Source organism: Lentimicrobium saccharophilum (genome assembly GCF_001192835.1).
GTDB lineage: Bacteria > Bacteroidota > Bacteroidia > Bacteroidales > Lentimicrobiaceae > Lentimicrobium > Lentimicrobium saccharophilum.
Genome location: NZ_DF968182.1, coordinates 1,454,718 through 1,473,600, shown reverse-complemented (window position 1 = coordinate 1,473,600; position 18,883 = coordinate 1,454,718). Strand labels below are relative to the sequence as shown.

At 47.0% G+C, this 18,883-nt stretch carries 13 protein-coding genes and 1 riboswitch; all 13 genes read left to right on the top strand.

The window, feature by feature from the left end:
* Positions 1-33: 33 nt before the first annotated feature.
* On the top strand, positions 34-621 hold the full coding sequence (locus TBC1_RS05530; RefSeq protein WP_062039598.1) for a TetR/AcrR family transcriptional regulator: 588 nt from the start codon (positions 34-36) through the stop codon (positions 619-621).
* Positions 618-1,007 carry a hypothetical protein gene (locus tag TBC1_RS05525; RefSeq protein WP_062039596.1) on the top strand — a complete coding sequence of 130 codons (390 nt, stop codon included), beginning with the start codon at positions 618-620 and terminating at the stop codon, positions 1,005-1,007. The genes TBC1_RS05530 and TBC1_RS05525 overlap by 4 nt, the downstream gene beginning before the upstream one ends.
* Positions 1,008-1,213: 206 nt before the next feature.
* Positions 1,214-2,530 (top strand): TolC family protein, encoded by a 1,317-nt coding sequence (locus TBC1_RS05520; RefSeq protein WP_172668839.1) that lies wholly within the window; start codon positions 1,214-1,216, stop codon positions 2,528-2,530.
* 25 nt (positions 2,531-2,555) lie between these two features.
* Positions 2,556-3,605: an efflux RND transporter periplasmic adaptor subunit gene (locus tag TBC1_RS05515; RefSeq protein WP_062039592.1), complete on the top strand. Its 1,050-nt coding sequence runs from the start codon at positions 2,556-2,558 to the stop codon at positions 3,603-3,605.
* A gap of 12 nt (positions 3,606-3,617) precedes the next feature.
* A complete protein-coding gene (locus TBC1_RS05510; protein WP_062039590.1) occupies positions 3,618-6,755 on the top strand; it encodes an efflux RND transporter permease subunit in 3,138 nt (1,045 codons plus the stop codon).
* A 132-nt stretch (positions 6,756-6,887) separates the two neighbouring features.
* A complete protein-coding gene (locus tag TBC1_RS05505) occupies positions 6,888-7,091 on the top strand; it encodes a hypothetical protein (RefSeq protein WP_062039588.1) in 204 nt (67 codons plus the stop codon).
* 143 nt (positions 7,092-7,234) lie between these two features.
* Positions 7,235-7,552, top strand: a complete 318-nt coding sequence (locus TBC1_RS18285) for a DUF2141 domain-containing protein (protein WP_394330751.1) — start codon at positions 7,235-7,237, stop codon at positions 7,550-7,552.
* Positions 7,553-7,557: 5 nt separating this feature from the next.
* Positions 7,558-8,457 carry a hypothetical protein gene (locus TBC1_RS05495; protein ID WP_201781631.1) on the top strand — a complete coding sequence of 300 codons (900 nt, stop codon included), beginning with the start codon at positions 7,558-7,560 and terminating at the stop codon, positions 8,455-8,457.
* Between the two features lie 515 nt (positions 8,458-8,972).
* Positions 8,973-10,664 (top strand): hypothetical protein, encoded by a 1,692-nt coding sequence (locus tag TBC1_RS05490; RefSeq protein WP_137305459.1) that lies wholly within the window; start codon positions 8,973-8,975, stop codon positions 10,662-10,664.
* 34 nt (positions 10,665-10,698) lie between these two features.
* Positions 10,699-16,299 carry a hypothetical protein gene (locus TBC1_RS05485; protein ID WP_062039582.1) on the top strand — a complete coding sequence of 1,867 codons (5,601 nt, stop codon included), beginning with the start codon at positions 10,699-10,701 and terminating at the stop codon, positions 16,297-16,299.
* 44 nt (positions 16,300-16,343) lie between these two features.
* The gene (locus TBC1_RS05480; RefSeq protein WP_137305455.1) at positions 16,344-17,906 is read left to right on the top strand and encodes a fibronectin type III domain-containing protein; all 1,563 of its coding nucleotides are present in this window, start codon (positions 16,344-16,346) and stop codon (positions 17,904-17,906) included.
* Between the two features lie 68 nt (positions 17,907-17,974).
* Positions 17,975-18,038, top strand: a riboswitch (Fluoride riboswitch).
* Positions 18,039-18,121: 83 nt separating this feature from the next.
* Complete coding sequence (gene crcB, locus TBC1_RS05475; protein ID WP_062039579.1) at positions 18,122-18,505, top strand: fluoride efflux transporter CrcB; 384 nt, start codon at positions 18,122-18,124, stop codon at positions 18,503-18,505.
* On the top strand, positions 18,502-18,864 hold the full coding sequence (locus TBC1_RS05470; RefSeq protein ID WP_062039577.1) for a DUF190 domain-containing protein: 363 nt from the start codon (positions 18,502-18,504) through the stop codon (positions 18,862-18,864). Before crcB ends, TBC1_RS05470 begins: the two co-directional genes overlap by 4 nt.
* The last annotated feature ends 19 nt before the right edge of the window (positions 18,865-18,883 follow it).

The window sequence follows — 18,883 nt, the reverse complement described above, 5'->3', positions numbered from 1 at the left end:
TATCAGGTGATTATAAAAGAGGAGCACGTAGCTATGGAAATTACATCACGTCAACTGGAAATTATTGAAGCTGCAGGTTCATTGCTGACCTCATCAGGTGTCAGTGGGTTAACAATCAAAAATCTGGCAATAGCGATGCGGTTTTCAGAAAGTGCCATTTACCGGCATTTTGCCAGCAAGGAGGAAATCATTGTCGCCCTGCTGACATACCTGGCAGATGATATTGATCAGCGGTTATCAAACTCAACCAGGTATCCAGACCCTGAGGAGCAGCTCAAGTCGCTTTTCCGGAATCAATTCAGTTTTTTTAAGGCAAACCCTCATTTTGTTGTGGCTGTTTTCTCCGATGGACTGATGGAAGAAAGCAGGCTAATCAATCAACACATTCTTAAACTGATCAATGTGAAGATCAAGCACCTGATTCCTGTAATAACGGAGGGGCAGCAAAAAGGAAAATTTACAAAGGCCGTTGCTACCGAAGAGCTGGTGCATATTATCATGGGCACATTCAAGCTTCAGATGTTCAAATGGAGGATTGCAAATTTTGAATTTGACATTGAAGAGGAAGGGAATAAAATGGTGCAGGCTTTACTTACAATTATTAAAGACAAGCAGTTATGAAAAGGGTGCTTCCGGTATCATTAGCCGCCTTGCTGACTGCATTTGGATTGCTGACCCTATTCCTGAGCAGTTCGGTGATTTTCGATTTATTCGGCATACGGGCAAAAGAGGGAAATTATGTTTTGCTTGTGGTTTGGGCTAATTTTCTGAGCAGCATCCTGTATCTTGTTGCTGCTTATGGTTTTGTAAAAAGCAGGAAATGGACAATTAAGCCATTGGGAATTTCAGCCATCATTTTAGTGCTTGCCTTTGCCGGTTTATTGATTCACATCAACTCCGGGGGTATTTACGAGACAAAGACGGTAGGGGCGATGCTTTTCAGAATTGTAGTTACAGCTGTTTTTGCAGCACTTGCTTATGTTTTGATTTCGAAAAACAACAAGTAGCGATCTCTTTTTTTGCCTTTAAAAGTTAGTGAATGTTTACTAACTCTGGTTGATTCAAAAAATAACAGTGGAGGATCGTTGATGCAATTGGATGACGATCGCCTAGAACAGGGTTGAATGCATAAGTGGTTGAAGCAAGTATTTTAAACTTAATGATTGAACACAAAAAAATCAGACAAATGAATAATCACAGGCAAATACGGAACATGTCGGGATTTTTAGCCGGCATTTTGACAGGTTTACTGTTGCTGATGTATATTCCGGCACACACGCAGACACACTCATTGAGGCAATGCATTGACACCGCATTGCTTCACAACAGAAACATCAGAATAGCCCGCCTGGACGGTTTGATGGCCGGTGAAAAGAACCGCGAGGCAAAAAGTACACTGATGCCCAGACTGAACGGATTCGCTGACTACCGGTATTATACCGATCAGCCCTATCAGATCATGCCCCAGGCTGCTTTTGGAGGCCCGGAAGGCGCGTACAAAGAGATTCAGTTCGGTGTACCTCAGAACCTGAATGCAAACCTGCAGCTTGCTGTGCCGCTCTTCAATCCGGTTGGACTGGGGGCAATAAAAAGCACGGAAATAGCTGTTGAACTTGCTGAAATACAAAAGATTAAAACAGATGAGGATGTGGTGGTGGAGATTTCCGGTGTTTACTACAATGCCCAGGTCCTTTTGAATCAGTTGGCGTTCATGGATAGCAATATTGCTAATACCAATAAACTGGTGCAAACAGCGACTTTACTTTATCAACAGCAGTTAGCCAAAAGTACTGACGTTGACAGGCTGAAACTGCAACTGGAGCAGTTAACAACCCAGCGAAATACGATATCATCCCGGCACAGGCAGGCCCTGAATGCGCTGAAATTCCTGATGGGGAAGCCGGTTACCGATTCCATCCATGTGTCGGTGTACGAAACTTCAGATGCTGAAGTTGATTTCAGGCCCGGGACAATCACGGATATGCTGTTGATCGAAAAGAAACTGGAATTCAGTCTGTCGGAGGTGAATGCGCTGAAAAATTCACGCCTTCCTTCGCTGAACGCATATGGCGTATATGGTAGTAACGGCTTCGGCACCACAGGATCCGACAGCTTTTTCAATTTCCACCCGATAGGTTATGTTGGTGTGCAGCTTTCAGTGCCGCTATTCAATGGGATGAATACAAAACGTAAGATTGCCGCGAAAAAGATTGAAGTAGATAAGTCAATGGTTCAGAAGGAAATGGTAGCAGAAAAAGCCCGCCTCGACCTGATTAATGCCGAGATGCAGTACAGCATTGCAAGTACCACCATCGCCACGGTGAGTGCCCAGGTTGATCTTGCTGAAAAGATATACAGCAATACCGTTTTGCAAAACAGTCAGGGAACAGCAAATATTACGGATGTGATTCTGGCAGACAATGCCCTTCGTGAAGCACAGCAAAATTATATTGCGGCATTGATTGATCTGCGCAGGGCCGAACTTGAATACAAGCGCGTAACCGGAAATCTGCTTTCTGAAAACAACTAAAACTCATGATTCAAAAATAATCACCATGAAAAAAATAATCTATTTAATCCTGGCAGTGGCAATCGTTGCCATAATGATCCTGAGGCTCAGGGGCAACAAGGAAACCACGATAAACAGAGTTTATCAGTACAACAAGGAAGAGGCCATCAAAGTGCAGGCGATTACGCTGCAGGCAGAAAGCATCGACAGTGACATCTCCTGTCCCGGGACTTTTGAGCCCAATAAGGAAACGAAGATCAGCTCGGAGTTACAGGGCAGGATTAATTCAGTGCTTGTTGATGTGGGAAGCACAGTTAAAAAAGGGCAGCCTCTCATTCAGCTGGACAATGCCCTGTTGAAACTTCAGCTGCAAATTGTTGAAATTCAGATTGAAGGGTTGGAAGACGATCTTCAGCGTTACATAATTCTTGCCAAAGCAGATGCTGTTCAGGGTATACAGGTAGAAAAGACTGACCTGGCTTTGCGATCGGCCCGGGTGCAGAAGGCTACTTTACTTGAACAAATCAGGAAAACAACCATTCATGCGCCTTTTAACGGAATTGTTACAGCCAAACTGACCGAGGAAGGGGCTTTTGCTGCCCCGGGCATTCCCCTGCTGCAGATAACGGATATTTCGCAGCTGAGGTTCACGGCCAACGTACCTGAAGGCGAATTGAATCAATTTTCAATGAATGAATTGTACACGATTTCACCGGATGTTTATCCCGGAACTGTTCTCACCGGGAGACTGACCATGACAGGCAGTAAATCCAATATGGGAAATAGTTTTCCGGTTCAGTTTACGTTAAGCAATACGGCCGATCTGAAAATCAAGTCAGGGATGTTCGGCAAAGTACAACGGAAAAATACTGATTCTGAAAAACACCTCATTGTCCCTGCATCTGTAATTGTCGGGTCAAACATTCAACCACAGGTTTACCTGGTGAAAGACGGGCAGGCAGTTCTCCGTGACATCACTGTTTCAAAAAGGGTGGAGAATAAAGTCATTGTTTCGGCAGGCCTGGTGAGCGGCGACATCATTGTTGCCAACGGATTCGTCAATCTTTTTGACGGAGCAAATGTAATTGTCAATTAATAGCTGCAGATCATGAACATTACAAAAATATCAATCAACCGGCCGTCGCTGATCATCGTTCTTTTCAGCGTATTTACCCTTTTGGGGATCATAGGCTTTAAAAATCTGGGCTATGAGCTGTTGCCCGACTTTAACCAACCGGTCATAGTAATAAAAACAATGTATCCCGGGGCAGAGCCGGATGAAGTTGAAACCTCTGTATCCAGAAAGGTAGAGGATGCTCTGTCAAATCTTGAAGGCGTTGACTACCTGGAAACCAAATCGATGCCCAATGCCTCTGTCATTATCGCCAACCTGAAATATGGCACGGATCTGAGCATTGCCATGCAGGATGCCCAGCGCTACATTGACAATATCCGCAAAGACCTGCCTGCCGATATCTTAAGTCCGGTCATGAGCAAGGTTTCTCCGAACGATCTGCCGATCATTTCGATCAGCGCAACAAGTAACCTGCCGGCAACTGAGTTTTACCAGAAAATGAAAGATGATTACCTGCCTCAGATGCAGCAGCTTAAAGGCGTTGCCGAAATTACGATGCTGGGTGGTGAAGAACGCGAAATTCAGGTAAAGGCAGATCAGGATAAATTGAAACTTTATAAAATCTCACTTTATCAGGTTGTAGAAGCCATCAATCGCTCAGGAATCGATTTGCCTGCCGGTAAGGCGCAAACCGATAAGGAAAGCAATTCTGTAAGGTTGACCGGGAAATTTGCAAGTGTAAAAGATATTATGAATGTTCAGGTGGCTATGCCGATGCCCGGAAGTCCGGTTTATGTTAAAGATGTAGCCAATGTAGTTGACGGTGTGAAGGAGGTAAGTTCCGTAAGCCGTTATAACGGCAAAAACGGGATAGGGCTTTTATTGAAAAAGCAAGGGGATGCCAATGCCGTGGAAGTTTCAAAACTGGTTCGTGAAAAACTACAGCAGATCGAAGCGGCCAATACACAGTATGGAGTGAAGTTTGCGGTTGCCGATGATTCAACCGATCTGACGATTGCAGCGGTAAATTCAGTGGTGTTCGACCTGATACTGGCGGTGATCCTGGTTTCGCTGGTTATGTTCCTGTTCTTGCGCAGCTACCGGAATTCTCTGATCGTACTGGTTGCCATTCCAACCTCTCTGATTACAGCCTTTGCGGTGATGTGGCTGATGGGTTTCACCTTAAATCTGATGACCCTACTGGCCATGTCGCTGATTATCGGGATTCTGGTGGATGATGCCATTGTGATTCTTGAAAACATTCAGCGTCACATCGACATGGGCAAGGACAAGGCAGCCGCGGCATTGGAAGGACGCATGGAGATTGGTTTTTCGGCCATTTCAATCACCCTGGTCGATGTAGTGGTGTTTCTGCCTATTTTGTTTTTGCAGGTGTTTGTGGCCGATATGCTGAAACAGTTTTCCATTGTAGTAATCACTTCAACCCTTACCAGCTTGCTGGTCGGGTTTACGCTGGTCCCCTGGCTGGCCTCGCGAATCGGGAAAAAGGAAGATTTGCAACCCACCAACATCATTAACCGTTTCCTGCTCTGGTTCGAAAGGCAGTTATCAGCATTTACCAATTGGTATGGCCATCAGTTGGAATGGGTTCTTTCGCATAAACTGTTCTTTTCAGGAATTGTGATTTTTCTCCTGGTAATGACGGGCGTTATGATGCAGCAGGGTATCATAGGCAAGGAAATGATGTCAACGGGTGATCAGGGAAAATTCCGGCTGAACCTGGAATATGACAAAACTACCACCGTGCAGGAGAACAATATCCGGTCCCGGGAAATAGAGAATTTTATACTGCAACAGCCTGAGGTGTCAACACTTTTCAGTAATGTGGCCGGGCCTGGCACAGGGATCGGGAGTTCAGGCGTTGGCTCAGCCAATCTCTCGGAATTCACCATTCAGTTGAAGCCTGAAAAAGAAAGGGATATAAATACAGAAACTTTTATGAAATCGCTTCGTGAAGCGCTGAATAAAGAGTTTGCCGGTGTTAATTTTTCTATGGCTGTGTTAGGTTTACTTCCTAAGCAGGCACCCATAAAAATTACCCTGAGCGGCAACGATCCGGCCCTGGTAATGAAAACGGGCGATGAGCTGAAAGCCGCGATAGAACAGATTCCGGGTGCCGATAATGTGCAGTTGTCGGTTAAAGAAGGAAGCCCCGAATACAAGGTGATCCCCGATAAGGACAAGATGCAGCGCCTGGGCTTGAATACTGCTTATGTTGGATTAAACTTAAGAACCGCTTTTACAGGAAACGATGATGCTTCTTTAACTGAAAACGGAACTGAATATCCTGTAAGGATATGGCTGGATGACTTTGACCGCAGGAACTTTGAGGATGTGCAGCGACTTTCTGTGGTAAATCCGATGAATATTCCTGTTGAATTGTCGCAATTTGCAGCAGTGAAACAGGACAACTCGCCATCGTTACTCGAACGACTTGACAGGCAGCCGTCAGTTACAATTACGTCGGAATCGTTCGGGAGGCCCTCGGGAACCCTGGCGGATGATGTAATTGACTTCCTGGAGAAGAAACCTTTGCCCGAAGGCGTGAAGCTGACCTGGGGCGCCGATATCAAAACACAGAATGAAAGTTTCGGGGCTTTGGGTTCGGTGCTGATTATCTCATTTTTATTGATCTACCTGATTATGATTGCCCTTTATGACAGCTACATCTATCCGTTTGTGGCTTTGTTCGCCATCCCGATGGCCGCCATCGGGGCATTCCTGGCGTTAAACCTGTCGTTAAACGACCTTACCCTGTTTGCACAGTTGGGATTGATCATGCTTATGGGTCTGGTGACAAAAAATGCCATCCTGATTGTGGATTTTACAAACCAGTTAAAAGCGCAGGGCAGGCATTTCAAAGAAGCACTCATCATCGCCGGCAAAGAGCGAATGCGGCCGATTTTAATGACGACACTATCCATGGCAATCGGTATGTTGCCCATTGCTTTGGCTAAAGGTACCGCAAGCGAATGGAAAAACGGCCTGGCATGGGTTATTATCGGAGGATTGCTTTCATCTATGATTCTGACGGTGTATCTGGTCCCTATGATGTATTACATCGTAGATACGATAAAGGAAAAGCTGGCGGATAGAAAAGCAAGTCGTAAAGCCTTAAAGGCAGGTCTGATGGTTGAGCATGAATTGTGATTTCCCGGAGGTGAAGCGGCTGATGTGCATGCCGGGAAATATCCGGCCTCTTTCATCAGCCCTCGCCCCATGCTTTCGAAAAATGACACCCGGTAATCATGAGGTTCATTCTCATCATTAAAAACCCCTGAAATGGACAGAACTTTCAGAATTATCCAACTCATTGTACTCAATTTTCTTTTTGCTTCATTTAGCAATCAGAATCAGGAAACATACGATTTGACAATTAACGTAAATGCATTGCGCAATTCAACCGGTTCTGTGGTTTTTGCCCTTTACAACAGGGAAGATGCATTTCCTGATGAGCATTATAAAAAATCTTTGTTGTCCGGTTAAATTATGAGATTCTTCGCTAACGCTCAGAATGACTTTTACTTACATGAGTTTGAGGGGAAGGGGGCTTGGTGGCGGCATAGCCGCCACCAAGCCCCCTTTTTATTATCGTTAATGTATTGTCATTCTGAACGTAACGTAGTGAAGTGAAGAATCTCATAATTCCTCCCAAAGGTTTACCGGACAATAATGATAAAAAATACTTACGAAAAATGACCGGGAAAATCGTAAACGGCAGCTCAACCGTAACATTCGATAATCTTCCGGCAGGGAGATACGCGGTTAATATTCTGCACGATGAAAATAAGGATGGCAGGATTAACAGAGGCCTTTTAATGCCAAAAGAAGGGATTGGATTTTCGAATTTTCAGTCTGTTGGATTTTCAAACAGGCCATCCTTTTTGAAAGCTTCATTTGATTTGCTGGGCGATAAGCATGTTATGGTTAAAATTATTTACATGTAATCTGCATGATGAAAATGCTGGTAGTTTTTATGGCAATTGCTTCGTTGTTCAGCCTGCCGGTAACGGCGCAGGTCAGGGATTCTCTCACCCGTACCGGACTTTCGGAAATATCGCAGGTAAACCAGGGGAACAGTTATGTGACTTTTCCGGCGGACATTGGAAACATTGAGCCGCTATGGTTCGAAGCAAATATAATTCCCAATTTCTATATACGCCAAAGTAAAAATTCCAGGCTGATAGGGGTATTGACCCCACAGATCATGTTGCGGATGTATCAGGAGGAGTCTTTCCCGGTCCGGACACCAGGTTATTTACCTCAGCTTACCATGTATTATCTTTTAAAAGGACAGGAATATGCCGGTCAGTTGAGTGTTTTCGGGCGCTTTGCACACCATTCCAACGGACAGGATGGGAGTTTCTTTAATGATGATGGAAGAATTAACCTGGAATCCGGTAATTTTTCCACAAATTTCCTTGAATTTGGTTTTATCGCCACAAATATAAATACCCGCTTGAATGCGGTTCAGTTTTTTAAGTCATCATTTGAGTTCCATCCGCAAGCATGGAATGTGGAGGAACTCAATGGCTTGTACCACAACTACCGTTGGCATAACGCACTTTCCATTTTCAAGCTTCCGGTTAAAAACAGGGTTTATCCCCGTAAAAACGCTGATATATCCCTCAAAGGGGAAGCAACATGGATGTTTGGAAATCCAGATTCCAGGGAAGGTTATCCTTTTGACCGGCTTAATCTGAGATTAACTTTTTATTATCATCCGGCATTTCTGGAAGACATAGGGCTGTTTGTTCAGTTCTATCATGGTTCGGATTATTATAACATCTATTTTGAAAACAGGCTGGATGTGCTGCGATTCGGACTGATGACAGAAAAGCTGAGGTTTTAGGATATCAGAAATCCATCCTGTTTTGAATGTTGCGGCAGTTTTAACTTACCCGGCAAGGCTTGGATTTGGAATGATGTAAACGTTCGAAAGACCTTTTCCGGCATAATTACAAAAGGATAACGCGGTTTTATCGCTTCTTTTCTTTTATTCTAAAGTATTTATGATGCTTGTCCGGGCAATCACCAGGCAATAACATATTCCGAAAACCTTATTTTATTTGACAATCGATGTTTAATTCCCTATATTTGCAAGGGCTTAAAAATCTTGTTTAATCAATATAATCTGAATACAAAAACCCGGTTTAGCATTTGACAATGTTTAAAAGATTAAGTGTTTGAAATCAGCACAATCAGCAGTGTACTGAACAAAAACTCATTCAGGAGTACCCTCTTTTGATCAATAGTTCAGCCCTGGCGGTCTTTACTTTGATTAATCCGGGATAAATATACTGCCTGACAGCATTTGCTGTTTGCAGCCTTCAATATATTCAGCCGTTTCTTTTCCAACCTTCCGGAATGAAACAACTTTACATCGCCTTAATGCTTGCCGGAACCTTTTTGGCTTCCTTTAACACCTTTGTCAGCGCGCAGCAACTGGACCACCTCAGCCAACAGGATCCTTTCTCCATACACGGCAACATTTCAGCCAATGTGATCGGTTATCATGCTTCGGGCATTGAAAACCGTGCCAGACCATTTGCGCTGATGCTTGCAGCCAATGCCACCATAAGTACCTATGGGTTTGATATCCCGTTTTCCTTCCGGTTCAGCGATAAAAGGGTGGATTACACCCAGCCCTTCAATCAGTTCGGGCTGAGTCCTTCTTACAAATGGCTGACGACTCACTTTGGTTACCGGAATGTCAACTTCTCTGATTACACCCTTGCCGGGCACACTTTCCTTGGCGCCGGAATTGAAATGCACCCCGGAAAATTCAGGTTTGGGGCTGTTTACGGCCGATTCAGAAAAAGCACAGTACCCTATGAGAATGCAATAGACACCACGCGCAACCTAAGCCGGAAGGGTTATGCCATAAAGCTGGGCGTAGGCTCCGAAAAGACATTTGTTGACCTGATTGTGATGAAGGTGAACGACGACAGCGCCACTGCAATCCGCAAGCCCGGGGAAGTATACATTCCGGCGGAATCAAACCTTGTAACGGGCCTGAATGCCCGCATATCATTCAGCAAGCAAATGTGGTTTGAAGGGGAAGTTGCCGGCAGCCTGTACACTACGGATGTAGCTGCATATGGATTTGAGGGGCTGGAAGACGATCCCTGGCTGAGCCGGCTGAATAAAATCACACCGGTTAATCTCTCTTCTGAGCTGCTGACAGCCGTCCGCTCATCGCTGAATTTCAAATCCAGGTCTTTCAGCACCAAACTCGAGTACCGGCGCATTGATCCGGGATATCGCTCTATGGGGGCGTACTTCTTCAACAATGACCTTGAAAACCTGGTGATTGCGCCGGCATTTAACCTGTTCAAGCGTAAATTGAATATCAGGGGAAGTCTCGGCCTGCAGCGCGATAACCTGCGGAATACCCGCAAAGCCACCAGCCTGCGTACCATCTCATCGGTTAACCTGAGTTACAATCCTGTACCTGTTTTCGGTATCGACATCAACTATAACAATTACAGCAGCAATCAACGGGCCGGACGGTTGCCACTGATCGATTCCCTGAAGTTCTTTCAGGCCACCACCAACCTGGGCATCATGCCCCGGTTGATGATTGTGAACGATAAGTACAGCCACATCCTGATGCTGATGTTCAACAAAATGAAGCTTAATGACAAGAATGCCTCAACCGCGGAGTTCACCGAAAACGATGCAACCATTGCGAATCTGAACTATAACCTGGGGTTTAACAAAAGCGCGCTGACCCTGATGCTGGGCTTTACATACAATAAACTTCAAAACTATGTTTTTGAGAATTCGGCTTCCGGGTTTACGGCTGGTGTGAGCAAGTCGTGGCTCGAAGGCAAAATACAATCGGGCCTCAGTAACGCATTGATCTGGTCGGGACAGCAAGGCGATACCGAAAGAAGCTTGACGCTTAATACTTCGGTTAATGCTGGTTATCAGGTCAGCAACCACCATTCGCTTCGGCTGAATGTGTTTTTTATCCGTTTCCTGGCAAAGGGAACCACGCAGGAACCAACATTTAACGAACTAAAAGGGGACTTTGGTTATGTATTCACATTTTAAAAACAGCATAGGCTGTTGCATCCGCAAATGTGGGATGGCCGGCCTGTTAATGATCATACCTTTTCTGACAATATATTCCGCCCATGCACAGGAATACCCCCTGAGGGTTAACCTGGTGGTGGCACCTCCTTATTCTCCGAAAATCAGTGAGTATACCAGCAATCCCAATAAAATCCTGGCTACCGTTCAGTATCTTCCGGGGACCGGCAGCCGGGCACTCCAGGTTTACCTGACCGGAGAAATTTCCGGTTCTTCCGGTATCCGGATTTACACCCGGCCCGGGCACCGTCCTCCACAACCCCTGAACCTGATGCCCGGTAGTATTTACCGGCTCAATCTGAATAACATACAGGATATTTTCAATACCTCTCAGCTTGTTTATGCAGGCATTACCGAGCAGGAAATTATAAGGGGGAACGGACTTCCGGAAGACGATTATACCATTTGCCTGAGGGCTTATGATTACCTGACAAACCAGCCGTTATCCGACGAAGATCCTGCCGGTTGCTGTCCGCCCTTTCCGGTGACCAGCATTGAGCCGCCGGTTATCACACAGCCTTTCTGTGGTGAAGAAATTACCGCCACCAGTCCGCAAAACCTGATTATTTCATGGACAAGGCCGGCCGGCGCACCGGTCACGACAAGATATAAGCTTCAGATGATTGAAGTGGTCCCGGGAACCCACAATATTCAGAATGCATTTAACTCGGCCGCACAACCCATTTTCTTTGAAACCAATACCAACACTACTGCATTTGTATACGGACCTGCGCAACCAGCACTGGTGAAAGGGAAAACCTATGCCTTTGCAGTTACCGCGTATGATCCGGCCAGGCACCACAATTTCAGAAACTACGGACAGAGTGAGGTGTGCAGTTTTATCTGGAAATCAGGCGGAATGATGTTCCCCGGGTCCGATCTTCCGGAAATCAGCGATGAGCCTGTTGTGCGGCCTGTAAATATCGGCGGTGTCAATATGGAAGTGCCGCTTCCGTTATTGCCGTCTAAGGTTTTCGGGAGGCTTGTTTACAGATATTCCGATCCTGGTGAAAATCAGAAATTTCCGCTTGCCGCCGCAACCATTAAACTGGTGGTTGGGCATGCCAAAGTGTTCAAAGGGCAACCCCTGCTTCCGGGAAATGTGCTGGAACATCTTTTGCAACCCCACAATGGCTGTGATGACCCGGAAGTCGGCCGGGTGCTCGGCGTTGCTACTACCGATTCAGAGGGCCGTTTCACTTTCAATATCCTGAACAGCCCTGACTTTGGTAAACGTTGCGGAGCAGGCACAGGAGAGATGGGCTACGATCATTACCGGGTGGCTTTGATCCTGATTGAGGCCCCGCACCGGAATTTTTATTTCAATCCTGATGTGTTGCTGATGCCTGAAAAAGGAAAGGACCTTAACACAGGTGATGTAATTGCCAATGTAAGAAGTTGTCAGATCACAGTAACCACCCTCCCCGACAAGAATCTAAGTGCTGATCTGACCAATGCCGTCGGAACCGAGAAACTTAGTACCATCAATGTGTATTTATTGCGGAAAATAGATTTCTCTTATCAGTTGTTTCCGTTAAACGACGGAAAGATAAAAGGTCAGCAGCACCAGGTGGATGAATCCGTGAAGAACAAGTTTCCGGGCTTCTCCGTAGTTGCACATGGAACTACCGGGCCCGACGGAACCCTGACATTTCAGCGGGTGGTTTGGCATCACCAGAGTCAGTTTCAGTATTACCTGATGGCGGATACTCCGCCTGAGGCAGACATGAATTATACCTTTGGAGCCCCGGTCGCCTGGAGTCCGCCGCAAACCGTGCCCGATAAAACAGGCACCGGCACAATTAATCCTTCAATCCTTCAGTTCCCCGGGTTCTATGACTACAACAAAGCCCGACAGTCAAAAGAACTGTATTTGTGGCCGCAATGGCCGAAAGTGGCAGGTACTGTGCTTGAAAATGAGGATAGTTCACCCATCGCCGGAGCAAAAATAGATTTGAATGAGCAATTTAACCTGAGCCCGAAAAATAACCTGAAGATCTATTATCCTTACTGGATGTATAATGAAAACCAGCCGGTGGTTAACTGTCTGCAGAATAACTGCGGACAGTATTTCAACAGCCTGATGGCCATTACGGCCGCCGACGGAAAGTTTGTTTTTGACGACCTGACGATGGTTTACAATATGCAGGAGAAAGCGGTTACCGGTCCCGACCGGCACCTGCTGGCCGGCAAGGATGGGTATCAGACCCTCGACGATCACATCGGAATCATTATTTACGGCCGCCAGGTTATCAAAAACGAATTAAAACTCCGCAAGGGCGCCATTTTAAAAGGCTATGTGCGCGATGCCGAATCAAATCAGCCGCTCAATGCACAACTCTGTTTGCCGGATGGCAGGACCTACAACAGCAGCCCGGTAAACGGCAGTTTTGAGATGCCGGTTCCGCTGCTGCCGGGTGTTACACAGAAATTGATTGTAAAGCGCAACGGTTACATCACCGATACCATCGGATTCGAAGCAGCCCAGGCAGTGAAACACCTTGATGTGAAGCTGTTTACCCTGAAGCGCCGGCTCGAAGTAAGGGTTAAGACTTCCCATAACTTTATCATGATGCCGGTCCCGAATGTGCTGGTAAACATCATGAATGTCAGCACAAACCAACAGGGGAATAACTATCCTTTGGGTGGTTTTACGGATTCCGACGGCATCGTTACATTCAGTTTTGTTAATGGTGGCGCCAATAATAATCAGGAGTACCGGATAAGGGTCGGGATGCCTTCGAATACCAGCCGGAATTTTGAAACCCGGTATTTTACCATAAAAATCCCTTACAGTCAGCATGCGGTAATCTTAAATTGCGTGCTGAATCCGGCAGCATGCATCAAAGGGCATGTGTATGCCGGCAGTGGCACCGGATCACCCGTCGGGATTGCCAATGTGCGTTACCAGGGCTCAGCCGACACATTGAGCAGCATTTCAGGGGCCGACGGCTATTATTACATGAACAACTTCCCGGTCAGGAATTACCTGCAACAGGTTACTGCTGCAAAATCGGCGAGCAACTACATAGGTGATGAAAGGAAGATCCTGATCAACAAAGCCTCAAATGAATGCGTGACCATTGATTTCAACCTGACCGTCTATGAGGATATGGACATAACCAGCCTGATGGGATTTCCCATGGAAGTTACCAGCCTTACCGAAAATGATGACAAGACAGTGAGAATCAACGGTAACCTGACGAACATCCGCAGCAATGAACAGTTCAGTGCGGATGCCGGGCTGGTGATTCCTTTCTCAGACATTGAAATCAAAGCCGGAAGCAGGAAAAACAGCAAAGGAGTTCCGTTGGCTGAGCCTGCAAGCCTTCCGGTGGCTACTTCAAAAAGCAACCTGCAAAACATCATGGTTCTGAAAACCTTTTCAGGGAACGTTTATAAGCCGGGCGGGATAACCATCGATCGCGAAAGCAGTTCATCTGCCTGGGGTACCCTTAAAGGCAGGGTTAGCATAGAACCCACCGAGTTCAACAACACCATGACCACTTTTCCGCCCATTGGCCTTGCCATATCGACAGCTTCGGGTCAGGATAAAATGAACATGCCCGTTTTCGCGGCCAATCCGGCAAGGGTTAAACCTGTACAACTCCCGGCAACCGGCTTTTTTGTATGCGGAATCAACGGAGAAGCCCTCCGGTATTCGCTTCCGGCATTTGAGAACTCAGCCAGTGCAGAGATTGCCAAATCATACCTGAACAACGGGAAACTGCTTCTTAACACCACCCTGCATACCCAATGTACCAACATAACGCCGGCTGACCTTAAAATTCAGCTGGGAGTGGTGGAAATAAGCAAAACCAGTTTTGTTTTCAACGGGAAGGGGCCCATCACATTTAACCTGAATCAGTGGAAACTGACCAGCCAGAAATGGAGTCTCGATAACCTGGGCGTTAAAATAGACCAGGCAACGATTAAGGCTTCGGGGTTGGATATTCCGTTGAAAAACCTGGTAATCACGCGCGATGCCATTGATCACAGCAATACCATTGCTGAATTCAACGGACTGAAAATCCTGGGTGCACTTCCGGTGGAGGTAACTACTAAGAATCAGGGGCTGAACTATTATGATACCGGCAATGGTAATATGCAGTGGGTGCTTTATGCGACACCCGACGGCGGGCCACAAACGGCGATAATTTCAGGACTTCCCGGATTGCCCGGGCAGAAGCTGCCGCTGAATGGAATACGGCTGATCAGCGACGGAAGTCAGCCAAGGTTTGAACCACTGGCGCAGAATCTGAAGCTTTTCGACATTGTCGATTTCAGACCTGCTGCCGGATCCATCCTGAATATCTTCAATTCGGCATCTCCGCCCTGGTTTAAGGTTCAGGGTACTTATCTGCCCGGAATCCCTTACATTGAGGAGTTCAATGGCAATATGGCCTGGCAGAAGGTCTCCTCCGGCATGAAGTTTATCTTGGATAATCCCAATCCCATCAACTTCACACACAACAATATGGCCTTTATCTGGGATCCTGCCAGTTTGAAATTCAGCCCCCAGCTCTTTACCGCCAGAGGAACTGCCACCGAGGAAGGAAAACTCGGCCCTGTGCACATTGACCTGGTGCACAAGCCGGCATCCACCGAAATTGATATTCCGTTTGATGAAAAAATCTATATCACGCAGGATAAAACAAAGTTCTTTGAGAATGTTGCAGGCGGTATGGAAGTGAATAAATCACTGCATGCCTGGAATAACTTCTGGTTTGAAGGCGAGATGGCAGGGATGAACGGCATCAGCAACAATCCGCAGAAGAGCAGGTTGAAGTTTGTGTGCGAAGGCGACATCAGTGCAAGCGGACAGAGCGTAAGTGTGAGTAAGCTCGATGACTTTCCGGGCATGACGCTGACATACGATATCGCGAATTCTCGGTTAACCGGTTCGGTCAACGTTGATAAAAACCTGGCCGGGATGCAGGCGAATGGTACCGCCGATTGTGTTTTTGATCCGAACGGGTGGTACATCAATGTTCAGGGCAACCTGTCTATTCCGGGCATCGGGAGTTGCGGTCTTTTCGGTTTGTTCGGCGATTACGGAGCCCTCTCTCCGGCCCTCTCCGCGCCATTCGGGGCGCTGAAATGCATCCCTGCAGAATTCCGGGGCAAGGTGAGCGGCTTCCTGCTGCAGGGGGTCATCACCAAACAGCTCATCCCATCCATAGAGTGGGGGGTAACCCTTCCCCTGATTGATCAGTTTGTCGGGGTGCAGGTATATGCCGACCTGTCGATGTATGCCAGAACCTGGATGAGCTTTGATCCGCAGGTAAATACCTATGGCATTTCATTGCTGGCAGATGGGAACATCGGCGGCGGTGTGAGCGGAGGCCTCTATGCACTGAAAGTACATGCCAATGCCCAGATGGGGATAAGTGGCTTGTATTACTCCAACGGCTCATACAATGTAACCGGTTGCGGAAGCGTGAATGCCGGCGTTTCAGCGGAAGTGTTTTACGGTTTGGGCTGGACAGGGGTCGACATCACCTCTCCCGATATTGGCCTTAAGATGAAGATCAGCGATACCGGCTGCGATTTTGGCCTGATGCTCGGAAGTTGTGGCGAAAACCTTTGCCCGTGATAAACGGCCGGAACTAATTGTATTTACTGAAAAATACCCAGGTTATGAACGTTAGAAAAATGAGTAAATATCTGATGCCGGCAGTCATTGCCCTGTTACTGACGGATGCCTTTGCACAGGTTAAGACCCCGGCAGGGTTCGACAAACCGGTTTTTCTTGTCAGCGAAACAACGCCGGACCTGATATACCTGCAATGGTTCAGCAAAGGCGATCGACCGGCTCCGGATTTTATGCCGCTGCGCTATGAAGGGGACAATCCGGTGGAGGCCAAAGGAGTCAAAGCTATTATGCGAAGCGCTGATACAACCTTCTATTCCTTCTTCGACACCACTGTGCTGAAAACTCCACGTCAGGAAAATCTGCAATACTTTATGGTTCAGCTGGATACAAACCGCATCGCAGGTAACAGCAGCAGCATCACACTGATTTCTCCGATGGGTTCCAGGTTCTGGTTTATTTCCACAAAAGCCGGAAAAGATAGCAAAATGCTGGGCATCAATCTGGAATGGGCGCTCAACGGGAATCAATCGGTTCAAAGGATTGAAATTGAACGCAGCCAACATCCTGACAAAGACTTTTCGCTGCTGGCGACCCTTCCTGCCGATCAAACCCGGTTTACCGATCTGGAGATCAAACCCGATAAAGTTTATTATTACCGGATTCTGGCAGTACCGGCAGATAAAAACCAGACTATTGCGAGTAATGTAATCTTCAGTGCAGCGTTCAACCCTCAGGCTCCCGCGCCGCCATGGCTGGTGAGGTCAAAACGCCTGAAAGGAGGCGTATCATTGCAATACAGGGTGAGTGACGCGGAAGCCACCGGTATCCGCATTTACCGGAACGACGGGATTACCCCTGAATTGCGCGTGGTGAGCGACCTCCTCAGACCCAACGATTCGCTGTTGATTTCCTGGATCGATACATCAGGAACATTGTCGGGAGGCATTACCTATATTTTTGCCGCCAAAACCGAAAGCAGCAGTTTCGTGGAAAGCACATTTTCTGAGCTTACCTATCTCAGGCCTAAACTCAGCCTCCCACCTGAAGCGCCTTCAGATTTCACAGTCTATGAAGAAGACCGGAAGGTGGTGATGCACTGGAAAAATCAGGGAAACCAAAATAATATAATCGCCGGTTACTGGTTGCAGCGACAGTCAGAAGGGGAGGCATTCGGATCATTACTTCCTGAGAATGAAATTCTGAAAATAAACAGTTTTACGGATGATACTGCAGAGCCCGGAAAACTGTACATCTACAGGTTGTTTTCGGTTGATATTGACGGTAACCGGAGTGCTGCAGCCGCCATCGCCACCCTGCGCACCGGACAAAGTCTGCCTGTTCCTCCCTTTGCCCTTCAGGCCGTTTCTGCCGGAGCCGGCATTCAGCTTGAATGGGGTGAGGTAAGCTACGATGGTTTATCTTCAATCAATATTTACCGTTACGAAAGGGGAAAAGCACCGGTGAAACTGACAAGTATCCCGGGTGAAAGCACAGAATATACTGATGCGGATACACTGGCTGGCGTACGCTATTTCTATTACCTCACCACAACCCACGAAAACGGAATGGAGAGCGGGGCCTCGGAAGAGTGCAGCTGCACGAGGTAGGGCAGGGGCCGGCCGGAATATTTAATAATTGAGCATCTGTCCGCATCAGTTCCGGGTAAAAGTATATCTTTGCCGCAGGCTATGGGGTTAGCCTTTAACCGCCTTCAACAAGCTGATAACTCCTGGATGATTTATTAAAGCCAACGGCTTATTTTCCTGATAGCAGGTTATAGCGCCGGATTGCTTAATTTTACAAATAATCATTTACAGGCTCTATGTTGAAGATTCTACTTTTCATCGGCTCCGGCAGTTTTCTTGGCGGCATTGCACGCTACCTGCTTTCAAGGAGCATACAGAATACTGTGATCACTTCATTTCCGCTTGGCACTTTCTGGGTCAATATCACCGGATGCTTTCTGATCGGCCTCATTTACGGCCTTTCCGACAGGGGCACCCCCATAAGCAATGAATTGCGCCTTTTTCTGGCCGTGGGCTTCTGCGGCGGCTTTACCACCTTTTCCACCTTCTCGAACGAGAACCTGGCCCTGCTGCGCGACGGCAGTATATTGTATTTCAGCCTGTATGCCGGACTCAGCGTATTCCTCGGCCTGCTGGCTACCTTTGGCGGACACGCGCTTACCAAAATCATAGTACCATGAAAAGCAATTCCGAAGCCACACGATTGCGCTTCTACATCAGCAATACCGATAAATTCAGGCATACCCTGCTGAGCGAAACCCTGGTGTTTGCCGCCAAACGCTACGGACTGGCCGGTGCTACGGTTACTAAAGGCTGTATGGGGTACGGATCGAGCAGCGTTATACACTCCGCCAAATTCTGGGAAATCACGGAAAAACTGCCCGTAATTGTAGAAATGGTGGATGAGCCCACGAAAATTGAACAGTTTGTAAATATCATCCTGCCCTGGTTCGATAAAATTCCCACCGGCTGCCTGGTGACCGCCGAAAAGGTGCAGGTTGTGCTGTTCAAGCAGGGCATGAAAAAGAAATTCTTTTGATGATTTAACCATATCCATC

Bases quoted from the DNA above. Each gene is read 5' to 3' on its own strand.
- TBC1_RS05490 (WP_137305459.1), top strand. From the start codon at position 8,973: ATGAAACAACTTTACATCGCCTTAATGCTTGCCGGAACCTTTTTGGCT.
- TBC1_RS05480 (WP_137305455.1), top strand. From the start codon at position 16,344: ATGAACGTTAGAAAAATGAGTAAATATCTGATGCCGGCAGTCATTGCC.
- TBC1_RS05525 (WP_062039596.1), top strand. From the start codon at position 618: ATGAAAAGGGTGCTTCCGGTATCATTAGCCGCCTTGCTGACTGCATTT.
- TBC1_RS05520 (WP_172668839.1), top strand. From the start codon at position 1,214: ATGTCGGGATTTTTAGCCGGCATTTTGACAGGTTTACTGTTGCTGATG.
- TBC1_RS05470 (WP_062039577.1), top strand. From the start codon at position 18,502: ATGAAAAGCAATTCCGAAGCCACACGATTGCGCTTCTACATCAGCAAT.
- TBC1_RS05485 (WP_062039582.1), top strand. From the start codon at position 10,699: ATGGCCGGCCTGTTAATGATCATACCTTTTCTGACAATATATTCCGCC.
- TBC1_RS05530 (WP_062039598.1), top strand. From the start codon at position 34: ATGGAAATTACATCACGTCAACTGGAAATTATTGAAGCTGCAGGTTCA.
- TBC1_RS05505 (WP_062039588.1), top strand. From the start codon at position 6,888: ATGGACAGAACTTTCAGAATTATCCAACTCATTGTACTCAATTTTCTT.
- crcB (WP_062039579.1), top strand. From the start codon at position 18,122: ATGTTGAAGATTCTACTTTTCATCGGCTCCGGCAGTTTTCTTGGCGGC.
- TBC1_RS05515 (WP_062039592.1), top strand. From the start codon at position 2,556: ATGAAAAAAATAATCTATTTAATCCTGGCAGTGGCAATCGTTGCCATA.
- TBC1_RS05495 (WP_201781631.1), top strand. From the start codon at position 7,558: ATGATGAAAATGCTGGTAGTTTTTATGGCAATTGCTTCGTTGTTCAGC.
- TBC1_RS05510 (WP_062039590.1), top strand. From the start codon at position 3,618: ATGAACATTACAAAAATATCAATCAACCGGCCGTCGCTGATCATCGTT.